Origin of the sequence: Streptomyces sp. NPDC050315 (assembly GCF_040655775.1) — a bacterium.
Lineage (GTDB): Bacteria > Actinomycetota > Actinomycetes > Streptomycetales > Streptomycetaceae > Streptomyces.
Genome location: NZ_JBFAKN010000003.1, coordinates 492,834 through 505,816, shown reverse-complemented (window position 1 = coordinate 505,816; position 12,983 = coordinate 492,834). Strand labels below are relative to the sequence as shown.

Below are 12,983 nucleotides of genomic sequence, written 5' to 3'. Positions count from 1 at the left end.
ACATGACAGCACAGAAGAAGGCCCAGGCCCTGACGTCTGTGGCGGTCGGCACGTCCGCCGAGGAGATCCTGAAGATCGTGGCCCGCGACGGCGGCGTCATCATCAAGAACTTCCTGACGCAGGACCAGATCGATCGCTTCAACGCCGAGATCGAGCAGCCGATGCAGGCGCTTCGTCCAGGCTCGACCCACGAGAACGAAGTGGTGGCCGAGTTCCACGGCCGCAACACCAAGCGACTCACGAACCTGGTCACGCATAGTGCCACGTTCCGCAGCGAGGTCATCGACCACCCCCTGGTCCACGAGATCAGCGACCAGGTCTTCCTCGAGGAGTCGGGCACGTACTGGATGACCACCGCACAGGTCATCGAGATCGGCCCGAACAGCGCGGGACAGATGCTGCACCGGGACCTGGAGAACTGGTTCCCGTTCATCGGAATGGGGCCCAAGGGCCCGGAAGTCACCATCAACTTCCTCGTCGCTCTGACCGACTTCACGGAGGAGAACGGCGCCACCCGCGTCATCCCCGGGAGCAACCACTGGAGCGACTTCGAGGACCGGGGCACTCCCGAGCAGACGATTCCCGCGGTCATGAACGCCGGAGACGCCCTGTTCATCAGCGGGAAGACCGCCCATGGCGGCGGGGCGAACCAGACCAGCGACTTCTACCGCCGGGGCGTGGCCTTCACGTTCAACGCCGGCTACCTCACTGGCGAGGAGGCCTACCCGTTCCTGGTCGACATGGACGTCGCCAAGACGCTCTCGCCGCGCGTCCAGCGCGTGCTCGGCTTCCGCTCCCAGTACCCGACGGGCTCTCCTGGCCTGTGGCAGGTCGACTACGCGGATGTGGCCGACTACCTGAAGCTCTGAGAGCCGGCCGATCGGTTCACGCGGCCTCGTCGCCGACGCCTTGTGGGCGAGACGTCCCGCAGAAGGCCCTGCATCGGCCCTCTGCGGGACGCCGGCGAGGTCTTGTCCTAGTCCCTGCACGTTGATCGACGGGGCACCGGAGACGGTGCCGTTGTCCCGTGTGTGCCGAAGGAGGCACTCGAACGTGACCGAGACAACCGGTGTTGTTGTCGTCGGACTCGGCACCACAGGCATCGCCATCGCCGAGTCACTGGTGAGCCGACGTGACTGCGAACTGTTGGGCGCGCTGGACATCGGGGCGGACAAGGCCGGGGTGCACCTCGCCGACTTCGTCGCCGGTGCGCCGCGCGTCCCCGTGGTCTCGTCCGTCGCGCAGCTGCCGCCCGCGGACGTGGCTGTCGTGGCCACATCGTCCTGGATCGACGCGATCGAACCGACCCTCGCCGCCCTGATCGCGCGTGGGACGAACGTCGTATCGATCTGCGAGGAGTTGCGGGACCCGACCCGGAGCCACGCTCAGGCGGTGGCTCGCCTGGACCGGCTCGCACGCGAACACGGAGTCTCCGTGCTCGGCACCGGCTGCAACCCGGGGATGCTGATGGACACGCTGCCGCTGGTCCTGAGCGGCCTCACGCTCGGAGTGGAGCGGGTGTCCGTGCGGCGTACGGCGGACATGAGCCGCTACGGCGCGATCCTGAAGAAGTTCGGCCTCGGCCTCACGCCGGCCGAGTTCGACACCGAGCGCGATGCGGATCGCGTCATGGGACACGTCGGCTTCGCGCAGAGCATCGGCGCCCTGGCCCGAGGACTGGAGTGGGAGCTCGATGCGATCGAGGTCGACCCCGTCGAGCGAAACCTGATCGCGGAAACGGAACGCAAGGGGGAGCACACCGTCATCGCCGCGGGAACCGTGGCGAGCGTCCTGCACCGGGCGCGGGGACTGCTGCAGGGCAAGCCCGTCATCGAGCTCGCCACCCGGTTCGGCATCTTCGGCCCGGACGACCCCGTCGAACGCGGCGACGGACTCCTCCTCGTCGGCCGTGAGCAGACGATCGAGGTCGCAGTGCCCGGCGGGTTCGAAAGCTTCCTGTCCACGGTGGCCATGGCGTCGAACGCCGTGACCGCGGTCGCCGGTGCGATGCCGGGTTTCCGCACCATCGAGGACCTGCCGGTGGGCGCCCTGGCCAGCAAGGGCGCGCGCGCCACGGCCTGAGGGCCCGTCATGCGGCGTCCGGTGGTGGCACCGGGCGCCGGACCACCACCGGAACACCGGCTGCCTTCCTCGGCGACCGGTTGCGGTGACCGAGAAGGGAGAACGTCGGATGGGCCTGGAGTCATCGCGCATCGCTTTCGAGCGAGCCCGGCGCAGCATAGGAGGAGGGGTGGGTTCCGGCCTTCGCGCGGCGATGCGGCCGCACCCTCTCTTCGTGAGTGAAGCGCGGGGAGCCCACGTCTGGGACCTGGACGGCGATCGGTACATCGACTACGTGATGGCGTGGGGGCCCCTCGTCCTCGGACATGGCGACCACCGCGTGGTGGACGCCGTACGCGATGTGGCCACGCGCATGCAGATCGTCGGCACCAGCCATGTCCTTGAGTACGCGGCGGCCGAGGCCGTCCTTGAGGCGGTGCCGCACGGCGAGCGCCTGCTCTGGAGCAACACCGGTACCGAGGCGGTTCAGATCGCGCTGCGCCTGGCGCGGGCGGCCACGGGGCGCCGACGGGTCGTGAAGTTCGCCAAGAGCTACCACGGTTGGCACGACACGGTGTACGCGGGCTTGAGCGACACCGACGGGAGCGGGCTCGCGGCGGCGCCGGCGAGCAGGGGCCAGAGCCCGAGTGTGCTCGACGACCTGGTGGTGGCGCGGTTCAACGACGTGGAGATGATCGACCGGATTCTCGCCGAGGCCGTCGAACGGGACATCGCCGCGGTGCTCCTCGACCCGATCATGAGCAACGCCGGTGTCGAGTCGCCCGCGCAGGACTTCCTGCAGACGTTGCGCTCCCGTTGTGAGCAGCAGGGCGTGGTGCTCATCTACGACGAGGTGATCGCCGGTTTCCGGATCGCTCGTGGCGGCGCGGCCGAGTTCTTCGGGGTGAGACCCGACCTCTCCGTCTTCGGCAAGGCCATGGCCGGCGGCTTCACCCAGAGCGCCGTCGTCGGTCGAGCGGACCTGATCGACCAGGTCACGGACGGTGTGGTGCACGCCGGCACGTTCAACGGAAATCCTGTCGCGTTGGCCGCGGTACAGGCGACCATGGGAGTACTCGCGGATCCCTCCGTCTATCAAGCGCTGGAGAGCGTTTCCGCTCAGTTCGAGCTCGTGATCGGGGGCCTGCTGGCCTCCGCGCCCCAAGCTGCCCGTCTCAAGCGAGTCGGTTCCCTGCTTCAGTTCGTCCCGGACCTCGAGGTCACCGGCTTGCATGGGACCGGTGGCCTGTGGCCGCAGATTCTGGGCGGGATGCTCGCCAACGGCGTGATGTTCATGCCTTCGGGCAAGATCTTCCTCAGCACTGCGCATCGCCAGGCAGACATCGATGCCACCGCCGACGCTCTCGAAAAGGTCCTGCGGCAGTTGCGGGGGCCGCACGAGACTGAACAGTCGCATGCGTCCCTGGGGCCTACTTCGTGATCGAGTTCGTGCGGGGCGCCCTGGCGCCGGTGAGAATGGTGGGGATGCCGGTGTGGAGCGAGGATCTCGCCCATCCGAGGGTCACTTGGCGTTCTGGTCGCGGAGCAAGCAGGGAGGACGTCCTCGAGCAGGGTGCGCAGCAGTCTTCGCGGTCCATATCGGCGGTGGTGTCTCAGCGCACTCGGCGAGCGTTCCGTCAAGCAGCACGTGCTCGGGATCGGCCTCCCGCAGCAGACCGGGCGCACGCTGGGGCAGATGCCAAGCGACTGACCCGCCTCAACACGCAGGACTCGGTCTGCAGCGGGCCTGCCGAGGCTGAAGCGGCTATCTGCCCGAGATGGGGAGTGGGTGAAAGCTCCTCCAGAACGACATGCACAACCTCGCACATGAGTGCTGTCAGCCGTAATGACTCCTCGCCCGCCAGGAGGCCGGCCCCTACGCAGGGAGCCTGATGCGGGCACCCCCGCACCCTTCGAAGGAACTGAGAAATAGTGATTCCCGCAGCGACCGCGCTCGCCACGGCGAACAACGAGCATCTCGCGCAGATCAGCAACACGCTGATCTACTCATCGATGGCCGTCTACACCTTGGCCTTCTTCGCGTACATCGCCGAATGGCTGTTCGGCAGCCGTAGCAGGGTGGCGCGCACTGCCGCCGCGCTGACCGCGAAGCAGGACGGTGCGGCTAACGCGCAGAGTGCCCCGGTGGTGGTGAAGTCCGCCGGCGGCGCCGCGGTGCTGGAGCGGCCCCAGGTCGTCGTGCGTTCGGCCAACGGCTCTCGCGACGTGCCCGACGGCCCCGGCGCGCACGGCGGTGACGTGCAGGGCGACCTGTACGGCCGGATCGGTGTCTCCCTCACGGTGCTCGCCTTCCTGGTGGAGCTGAGCGGCGTCGTCGCCCGCGCAGCCTCAGTGGAGCGGGCGCCGTGGGGCAACATGTACGAGTTCAACATCACCTTCTCCACGGTCGTTGTCGGCGTGTACCTCGCGCTGCTCGCCCTGAGAAAGAACGTGCGCTGGATCGGCCTCTTGCTCACAGCCACGGTCCTGCTTGGCCTCGGCCTCGCGGTCACCGTCCTGTACACGGCGAGCGACCAGCTGGTCCCGGCGCTGCACTCGTACTGGCTCTACATCCACGTCTCCACCGCGATCTTCTGCGGCGCCGCGCTCTACGTCGGCGCGGTTGGCACCCTCGCCTACCTGTTCAAGGACAGCTACGAGAGCAAGCTCGCCGGCGGCGGCAAGCCGGGCTCCTTCGCGACCTCGGTCCTGGAGCGGCTGCCTGCCTCGGCGAGCCTGGACAAGTTCGCTTACCGCATCAACGCGGCCGTCTTCCCGCTGTGGACGTTCACGATCATCGCGGGCGCCATCTGGGCCGAGTCGGCCTGGGGCCGGTACTGGGGCTGGGATCCCAAGGAGGTCTGGTCCTTCATCACGTGGGTCGCCTACGCCTGCTACCTGCACGCCCGCGCCACCGCCGGCTGGAAGGGCCGCAAGGCCGCCTACCTGGCCCTGATCGCCTTCGCCTGCTACCTCTTCAACTACTACGGCGTGAACATCTTCGTCACCGGCCTGCACTCCTACGCGGGCGTTTGACCTGGGTGGCCTGAAGCCAGTGGGATTGGTGCGTTGGCTGGGACAAGGGGGCTCTCAGCGTGATCCGAAGTGGATTGGGCCGTTCTCCGGCCTGACCGAGGCGCAGTTCTACATCGTCGACGGCACCCTGGTGCCTACCCGCGACCGCAGCATCGTCGCCTCCGGCAAGAACTGCAGCTGCTCGACCAACCTGCAGGTCGTCATCTACGCCCTGACTCAGGGCACTAGGGGGGCGGAGGAGGGGACTGGTGGGCGGCTGGTTCAGTCGTTGGCGCCGACCAGGCGCAGGGCGAATTCGCCGTACTCCCACGCCACGGCATCCTCGGTGATCTCGCCGTCTTCGCGGAACCAGACGGCGACGCCCATGCCGAGGTCGAGGACCGCGTAGGAGGCCAGGCGGGACGAGTTCACTTGGAAGCGGCCCGCGGCGACACCGGCGTTGATCAGGTCGCGGAAGCCTGCCTCGTACTGGGCGCGCATGGCCAGGACTTCGCTGAGATGTGGCTCTTCGAGGCTGCGGATCTCGCGGTTGCCGACGAAGGCTTCGAGACGGTGGCGGGCGTGGTAGCGCACATGCGCTTCGGTGGCTCGGCGCAGGCGCTCGGCGGGATCGGTGGTGGTGGCGATGGCCGTGCGGTGCAGGTCCATCAGGGCCTGCATGGTGCCGGTCATGATCTGCGCGAGCAGGTTCTGCTTCGACGCGACGTGCTTGTAGAGGCTGGGGCCGCGGATGCCGACGGCCGCGCCGATGTCGGCCATGGTCGTCGATTCGTATCCGCGGCCGGTGAACAGCTCCAGTGCGGCGGCACGAATGTCGTCGGTCCGGGACACGGGACACCTTCCGTTGTTTCGACTATCGCCAAAGACGGCTAACGAACAGTAGCAGATGTCTCTTGCAGGTGGCTTATATTGCACCTAGAGTCGGCTAACCATCATTAGCCAACTGGAGGACGCGTGGCTATCGAACTTGCCCCCGAGACCGGCGTCGCGGACCTGGCGCAACGCACGGCGCGATTCGTCGGTGAGGTGGTGATTCCTGTCGAGGAGGAGCACCGCGGTGTTGTCCGCTCGGACGAGATGCGGACGCAGCTTCAGACCGCGGCCAAGGAGGCAGGCGTCTTCGCCCCTCATGTGGCGCCGGAATTCGGCGGCCACGGGCTGGACATGCGTGGGCGCGCGCTGGTCTTCGAGGAGGCCGGCTACTCGCTGCTGGGACCGTTGGCGTTGAACATCGCGGCGCCGGACGAAGGCAACATGCACATGCTGGAAGCCATCGCGACGTCGGAGCAGAAGGAACGCTACCTGCGCCCGCTCGCCACCGGAGCGGTTCGCTCGTGCTTCGCCATGACCGAGCCGGCGCCCGGGGCAGGGTCGGACCCCAGCGCGCTGTCGACCCGGGCCGAGCGAGCCCCGGGCGGCTGGCGGATTCATGGTCGTAAGTGGTTCATCACCGGGGCCGACGGCGCCGAGTTCGCCATCGTGATGGCGCGCACCAGCGGCGAGGTGGGGGACCGAGGCGGGGCCACGATGTTCCTGGTCGACGCCGACAACCCGGGCATGAAAACGGTCCGGCACATCGAGACCCTCGACGAGAGCCTGTTCGGTGGCCACATCGAGCTGCTCTTCGACGACTGCTTCGTGTCCGACGACGCCGTTCTCGGTGCCGTGGACGAGGGCTTCGCCTATGCCCAGGTCCGGCTCGGTCCGGCCCGCATGACGCATTGCATGCGCTGGCTCGGCATCGCCCGCCGCGCGCAGGACATCGCTGTGGCGCGAGCAGCGGACCGGCGGCTGTTCGGGTCGCGCCTGGCCGATCTCGGCATGATCCAGCAGATGATCGCGGACAACGAGATCGACATCGCCGCATCGCGAGGACTGATCACGCAGGCGTGCTGGGAGCTGGACGAGGGCCGCTCGGCGGCGCAGTCCACGGCGATCGCCAAGACCTTCTGTGCCGAGGCCATCCACCGCGTGGTGGACCGCTCGCTGCAGATCTGCGGCTCACTCGGTGTCTCCGGAGATGCGCTGCTCGGGCGGTTTCTGCGCGAGGTCCGCCCGTTCCGGATCTATGACGGCCCGTCGGAGACGCACCGCTGGGCCATTGCCCGCCGCACGGTGCGGCGCCACGAGCAGGCGGCCGGCCGATGACCACCCTTGAGGGACTGGACCTGGGGGCACTCACCCGCTTCTTCGCCGAGAGCGTCCCCGGCTTCCGCGGTGAACTCCACGCCGAGCTCGTGCAGGGCGGCCGTTCCAATCTGACGTACCGGCTGACGGACGGTCAGGGCAGCTGGGTGCTGCGCCGCCCGCCCTTGGGTGGGCTGACGCCCTCGGCGCACGACATGGCACGTGAGTACCGGGTGGTCTCCGCACTCGCCGGCAGCGGCGTTCCAGTGGCGCGCGCCGTCGCCTTCGGCGACGCCCAGGTGATCGGCGTGCCGTTCGCTCTGGTCGAGTACGTGGACGGTGTCGTCATCCGCACCGAAGCACAACTGGAGGAGTTTCCCGACAAGTTGGTCGCCGACTGCGCTCATGCCCTGGTGGACGTGCTCGCCCGGCTGCACGCCATCGAGCCCGCCTCGGTCGGACTGGACGGCTTCGGGCGGCCCGAGGGCTACCTCGCCCGTCAGGTCGCGCGCTGGCACGACCAATGGCAACGGGTCCGCACCCGCGATCTGCCCGACGTCGAGGCCCTGCACGCGCTCCTCGCGCAGGCCTGCCCGCACGAGAGTGGTGCCTCGATCGTGCACGGAGACTTCCGGATCGACAACGCCATCCTTGCCCATGACGACCCGTCACAGGTTCGTGCCTTGGTGGACTGGGAGATGGCCACGTTCGGCGACCCGCTCGCCGACCTCGGCCTGCACCTGGTCTACGCCGACCCGGCCTTCGCGCCGGTCCTGGCGGGCCGGGCCGCCTCGACCAGCCCACGTCTGCCCGCCCCCGCCGACCTGGCCGAGCGCTACGCCACCGCGAGCGGCCGCAGCCTGGAGAACCTCGGCTACTACATCGCCCTCGGCTACTTCAAGATCGCGGTGATCGCCGAAGGCATCCACGCCCGCCATCGCCAAGGCCTGACCCTCGGTTCCGGGTTCGAGACCGTGGGCGACGCGCCCGCGCCTCTGGCCGCGGCAGGACTGCGCGCACTTGGGAGGAACCCGTGACCACCCCCGTCCTCGACCTGTTCCGCCTGGACGGCAAAGTGGCCGTCATCACCGGCGCCAGCTCCGGACTCGGCGCCGGCTTCGCCGTCGCACTGGCCCAGGCCGGCGCCGACGTCGTGCTCGCCGCGCGCCGCACCGACAAGCTGGCGGACGTCGCCGATCAGGTGCGGGCAACCGGAAGGCGCGCGGTCACCGTCGCCACCGACGTCACCGACCCCGAGCAGTGCGAGGTGATGGTCGGGGCCGGCCTTGAGGAGTTCGGCGGGATAGATGTCCTGATCAACAACGCGGGCATCGGCACGGCCGTCCCCGCGTTGCGTGAGCGTCCGGAGGAGTTCCGCAAGGTCATCGACCTCAATCTCAACGGCGCCTACTGGTCGGCGCAGGCCTGTGCAAGGGTCATGAAGCACGGTTCCAGCATCGTCAACGTCGCCAGCACCCTGGGCTTCATCCCGTCCTATGCCCCGCAAGCCGCGTACTCGGCCAGCAAAGCCGGCTTGATGGGGCTGACCCGAGACTTGTCCGCACAGTGGTCGGGCCGCTTGGGAATCCGGGTCAACGCCGTGGCGCCCGGCTACTTCGCCAGCGAGATGACCGCGGCCGTGCCCGAGGACCTGCTGACGGGCTTCATCGCAGAGCGCAGCCCGCTCGGCAGGCTGGGCCGACAGCACGAACTGGACGCGGCGGTCCTCTTCCTGGCATCGCCGGCCTCGTCGTACATCACCGGCAGCACGCTCGCTGTCGACGGCGGCATGTCCGGCCACTGAGTTCGCAGCGTCGACTTCGTCGCTGCCGAGGCCTGACATCTCCAGCCAGGGCAGCGCGATCGCCCAACTCGGTGCATTTGAAGCCGAGTTGGGCGATCGGAAAGAGGTGAGCGGAAGCGTTGGCAGCGGCAGAGGTCTGTTGCGAGCCCAAGAAGGGCTCGATCACTTCGGGAGAACTCCTCCGGTGAAGACGTTGCGGAGGCCGGCAGACGCGTCCGCGACTGCTTCGGCGGCCTTGGTGAAGGTGCCGACCTCGGTGAAGAACCCGTGGAACACCCCTGGGTAGCGGCGGTGCAGTACGGGAACGCCTTCTTCCGCGAGCCGGTGAGCGTACGCCTCCGCGTCGTCGCGCAACGGGTCCACTTCCGCGGTGATGACGTGGGCCGGGGCGAGACCGGCCAGGGTCGTTGCCTGGAGGGGCGTCAGGAGTGGGTTGGGGGCCACGCCGTTGTCGCCTAGGTACTGCTGCCGAAACCATTGCGCGTCGGCGGTCCCCATCAACGGGGCGTTCGCGAACTCGGTCCAGGAGGGGCGGTCGAAAGAGTCGTCCACCGCTGGGTAGACGAGGATCTGGAGTGCGGGCTGGGGCAGTCCGCGGCTGCGCAGGTCCAGGCAGAGCGCTGCCGCCAGACTGCCGCCGGCCGAATCGCCGCCGACCGCGATGCGGTGTCTGTCGATGCCAAGAGTCGCCGCGTTTTCGACGAGCCAGGCGTGGGCTGCCCTGGTGTCGTCGACGGCGGCGGGGAACGGATGCTCGGGGGCCAGTCGGTAGTCGACCGAGACCACCACGCACTCGGCGTGAAGGCTGAACAGACGGCACACTTCGTCGACGCCGTCCAGGCTGCCGACCGTAAAGCCTCCGCCGTGGAGATAGAGCAGGCAGGGCAGGCCGGCAGCCGCCGTGCGGGGCGTGAGCGGCCGGTAGATCCGAACCGGCACAGAGCGATTCACCCCGACTGGATCGGTCCAGGTCGCGTCCTCGTCGGTGACGGATGCCACTTGGGTGAGCCGGGGCGGTGGCTGGGGGGCCGTGAACCTCCGTACTCCCTCGAGCCCGAGGGTGTGCAGAGGCCGGGGGAGCACCTCGGCCAGAAAGTCGGCGGCCTGGAGCGACTCGGGATCGAGGAGTCTGCGCCAACCGGGCGGCGGTTCCGCCTCGGTCTCCGCGGGCCCTCGCCGGGCCGGGCTGCCATCCGCGCCGGGAGGCGATATCGAGAGCTTGGCGGGGGGAGTAGTCACAGGGGCGCTCCTTGTGCAGGACCGTGGCTTGGCTTGACCCGTAAGACGTGGTCATAAGACTAGGTCATGTGAGCAACATTTGGGAGAGCGTCTACCTCGGAGGCTTGCTCGCGGGTTTTACGGCCGGCCGGACCTTTCGTGGTGGTTAGTGCGAGCACCCTCCGAACTTTCACGGTCATGTGTCTTGAACAGTTGACCCACTCCGTCTTAGCGTGCAGGTCATCGCAAGGGCGACCTTGCGCCCCTCCCGCGCGGCCGAGCCCTGCGAAGCAGTTGATCTGTCATGTCAGCGACACATGGTCGCTATGGAGACCCATAGGCCTCGGTTGTGACGACCGCGCCACCATCGGTGCCGGACTCCCGGCCGCGTCTGAATCAGGAACCGGAGAAAGCCGTGACAGAGATCCAGGAACCTGCCGGACCCGCTCACCAGGCGCCTTCTCGCCATGCGCCGAACAAAGGGGTGCTCATCGGCGTAGGCGCGCTGCTGGTCGTCCTGACCAACGCAGTCGTCTTCGTCCTGCCACCGCTCCTGCCGATCATCCAGGCGCAGTACCACCTCGCCACAGTGGCCGAGACGACGTGGCTCTACTCGGCGCTGACCCTCGGCGGGGGAGCCGGCTTCATCCTGTTGCCGCGCGTCGCCGACGTGTACGGCGACCGGAACGCCTCCGTGGCGGCCTCCGCCTTCCTCACAGTCGGCGCGCTCATTCCGGCCGTCGGTGACTCGTATCCGACCGTTCTGGTCGGCTGCACTCTGATGGGCTTCGGTGGCGCGGCGCAGCTGCTCCCGCTCGGCTTCCTGCGTCGCAATCTTGGCGAGAGCGGCATCTCGGTGGGAGTCGCGGTCCTGGTCATCGCCACCGGTGTCGGCATTGTCGTCGGCATGGTCGGCGGCGGCCTCATCGTTGAGAACCTGTCGCTGCGAAGCTTCTTCATCATCCTCACCGCTGCATGCGCGGCCACGACCGTTGCGTCCTACGCCACGATCCCGCACGCCCCGCCTGCCGAGCGCGCCCGCCGCATCGGAGTACTCGGAACGGTCTGGATGATCGCTTGGGTCGCTGCCATCCTGCTCACTCTCACGCAGGGCCTCGTGTGGGGCAACGCTGCACTCATTCCGTTGGCGGTCGGCGTCATCGGTGGCATCGCCTGGGTGCGTGTCGAGCGCAGGTCGTCCTCGGCGGTGTTCGACGTCGCACTGATGAAGGCGCCATTGGTCACTGCTTCGTGCCTGTGCATCGCGTTGTTCGCAGCGGTGAACTCAGCCTTCCTGCTCCTGCTCAGCACGTACGCCCAGATCACTCCCGAGGCTCTTCGCCCGGCAGACGCCTACGGCCTCGGGCTCAGCGCGCTGGACACCGCGTGGCTCATGGCGCCCTTCGCGGCGGCGTTCCTGGTCCGCGGTTCGGTGCTCGACCGCGCGTTGTTCAACGGCCGTGGTGTGCCCGTCTTTGTCATCGCAGCGCTCATCAGTGCAGCAGGACTGGCCTGGCTCGCCGTGGCGCACGATCAGCAGTGGCACTACCTCATGGGCGCTGCCGTCATGGGTCTCGGGTGCCGAATCGGCTACACGGCCGGCTTCACTCTGGTGCAGATGGCAGTGCCCGAGGAGAAGGCCGGAATGGCGGCCGGTGTCGCCGGCACGTTCATGGCCGTGGGTTTCACCTTCGGTACGGCACTGGTCAGCGGCGACCTCAGCGCCTCCCTGGTTCCGGTGCCCGGAACCGGTCTCGAGGTCGCCGCAAAGGGCCTCTACGCCATCGGCTATTGGCTTTCAGGAGTTCTCGCCCTGCTCGTCGTGGTGACCGTGCTGATCTCACGGGCTCGGCTCGATCGGCGGGCCGAAGGTGCCGCGTCCTGAACCAGCCCCCTCGCTCCGACGGCATCCATGTCCGGGGCAATTCAACGACCCCTGTACGGATTGGCCTTCTGCTCCGCAATGGAGGCCCAGCCCAAAGGAACCGCAAACCATGAAAGAACTGCTCCTCCTGCTGGCCGACAGCTGGATGATCTTCGCCGGCTTCTTCTACGGATGGAAACTCATTCGGCAGTACGGCAACTACCTGCTCGGCCTGGAATGGTTCATCGTCGCCACATCCGGTTCGAACTTTCTCCTCTGGTCCCTCCTCGGAGGCGACAAGGACAGTCCCCTGTACTTCATCGCGTACTTCTTCGACGCCTTCTCGCGGTCGGTGGGCGCCACCCTGATCATCGTCCTGGGCCTGATGCGAGTAACGCACCGGTACAAGCCGACGTTGGCGGTCGACATCGGCGTGTTTGCGCTGGGCATCGTTGCCGGGCTGTATCTCCGGCAGTTCCACGGCAATGGGCTGCACGTCGTCCCGGCAACGTTCTACGTCATCGTCAACGCGCTCACGACCCTGTTCCTCGCATATTTCTCGTGGCGACTCTGGAAGATCCGTGCCAGGGGTCTGGCCGTCGGTGCCGCGCTCACCACCGCTGCGGCAGCCGCAATCGCAGTCACGTACGACTTCTTCCCGATTCCGGGCGACGACGAGTACGGCACCATCTTCTACATCCTCGCGCTCGCCACCTGGGGATTCCAGCTCTTCGTGAACTTCATCTCGTACCGTGCTCTGCACAACCACAACGTGGCGACGGGTGCCGAGCCGGCTTCGGACGAACGGAGCGTTGCTCGGGCCTGAGGGCGGGGTGGAGCAGGGCGACCGAGGGCGCTCGTCCCCGAACACTC

Annotated in this window: 11 protein-coding genes and 1 pseudogene; 10 read left to right on the top strand and 2 right to left on the bottom strand. The window is 67.8% G+C overall.

Features of this window, described 5'->3' with window-relative positions:
• Positions 1-2: 2 nt before the first annotated feature.
• The 5 genes and pseudogenes from AB0I82_RS13530 to AB0I82_RS13510 all read left to right on the top strand — a co-directional run.
• Positions 3-869: a phytanoyl-CoA dioxygenase family protein gene (locus tag AB0I82_RS13530; protein WP_363257366.1), complete on the top strand. Its 867-nt coding sequence runs from the start codon at positions 3-5 to the stop codon at positions 867-869.
• Positions 870-1,053: 184 nt separating this feature from the next.
• Complete coding sequence (locus AB0I82_RS13525; RefSeq protein WP_363257365.1) at positions 1,054-2,082, top strand: dihydrodipicolinate reductase; 1,029 nt, start codon at positions 1,054-1,056, stop codon at positions 2,080-2,082.
• A gap of 109 nt (positions 2,083-2,191) precedes the next feature.
• Positions 2,192-3,502: an aminotransferase class III-fold pyridoxal phosphate-dependent enzyme gene (locus tag AB0I82_RS13520; protein WP_363257364.1), complete on the top strand. Its 1,311-nt coding sequence runs from the start codon at positions 2,192-2,194 to the stop codon at positions 3,500-3,502.
• A gap of 488 nt (positions 3,503-3,990) precedes the next feature.
• On the top strand, positions 3,991-5,097 hold the full coding sequence (gene ccsB, locus AB0I82_RS13515) for a c-type cytochrome biogenesis protein CcsB (protein ID WP_363257732.1): 1,107 nt from the start codon (positions 3,991-3,993) through the stop codon (positions 5,095-5,097).
• A 112-nt stretch (positions 5,098-5,209) separates the two neighbouring features.
• Positions 5,210-5,314, top strand: a pseudogene (locus tag AB0I82_RS13510) (IS5/IS1182 family transposase); the annotation flags it as partial.
• Positions 5,315-5,358: 44 nt separating this feature from the next.
• On the opposite strand, the gene AB0I82_RS13505 reads toward AB0I82_RS13510, so the two are convergent.
• Positions 5,359-5,928 (bottom strand): TetR/AcrR family transcriptional regulator, encoded by a 570-nt coding sequence (locus AB0I82_RS13505; protein ID WP_363257363.1) that lies wholly within the window; start codon positions 5,926-5,928, stop codon positions 5,359-5,361.
• Positions 5,929-6,051: 123 nt separating this feature from the next.
• Between AB0I82_RS13505 and AB0I82_RS13500 the strand changes: the two genes are divergently transcribed.
• The 3 genes from AB0I82_RS13500 to AB0I82_RS13490 are packed head-to-tail and all read left to right on the top strand — an operon-like array spanning position 6,052 to position 9,028.
• Entirely contained in the window at positions 6,052-7,245 is a 1,194-nt protein-coding gene (locus AB0I82_RS13500) for an acyl-CoA dehydrogenase family protein (protein WP_363257362.1), read from the top strand.
• On the top strand, positions 7,242-8,261 hold the full coding sequence (locus AB0I82_RS13495; RefSeq protein ID WP_363257361.1) for a phosphotransferase family protein: 1,020 nt from the start codon (positions 7,242-7,244) through the stop codon (positions 8,259-8,261). Before AB0I82_RS13500 ends, AB0I82_RS13495 begins: the two co-directional genes overlap by 4 nt.
• Positions 8,258-9,028 carry a glucose 1-dehydrogenase gene (locus AB0I82_RS13490; RefSeq protein WP_363257360.1) on the top strand — a complete coding sequence of 257 codons (771 nt, stop codon included), beginning with the start codon at positions 8,258-8,260 and terminating at the stop codon, positions 9,026-9,028. The genes AB0I82_RS13495 and AB0I82_RS13490 overlap by 4 nt, the downstream gene beginning before the upstream one ends.
• A gap of 162 nt (positions 9,029-9,190) precedes the next feature.
• On the opposite strand, the gene AB0I82_RS13485 is transcribed toward AB0I82_RS13490, so the two are convergent.
• Positions 9,191-10,267 (bottom strand): alpha/beta hydrolase, encoded by a 1,077-nt coding sequence (locus AB0I82_RS13485; RefSeq protein ID WP_363257359.1) that lies wholly within the window; start codon positions 10,265-10,267, stop codon positions 9,191-9,193.
• 394 nt (positions 10,268-10,661) lie between these two features.
• Here AB0I82_RS13485 and AB0I82_RS13480 point away from each other — a divergent pair, with 394 nt between their 5' ends.
• On the top strand, positions 10,662-12,131 hold the full coding sequence (locus AB0I82_RS13480) for an MFS transporter (RefSeq protein WP_363257358.1): 1,470 nt from the start codon (positions 10,662-10,664) through the stop codon (positions 12,129-12,131).
• A gap of 109 nt (positions 12,132-12,240) precedes the next feature.
• Positions 12,241-12,936, top strand: coding sequence for a transporter (locus AB0I82_RS13475; protein WP_363257357.1), 696 nt, complete (start codon positions 12,241-12,243; stop codon positions 12,934-12,936).
• Positions 12,937-12,983: the final 47 nt, after the last annotated feature.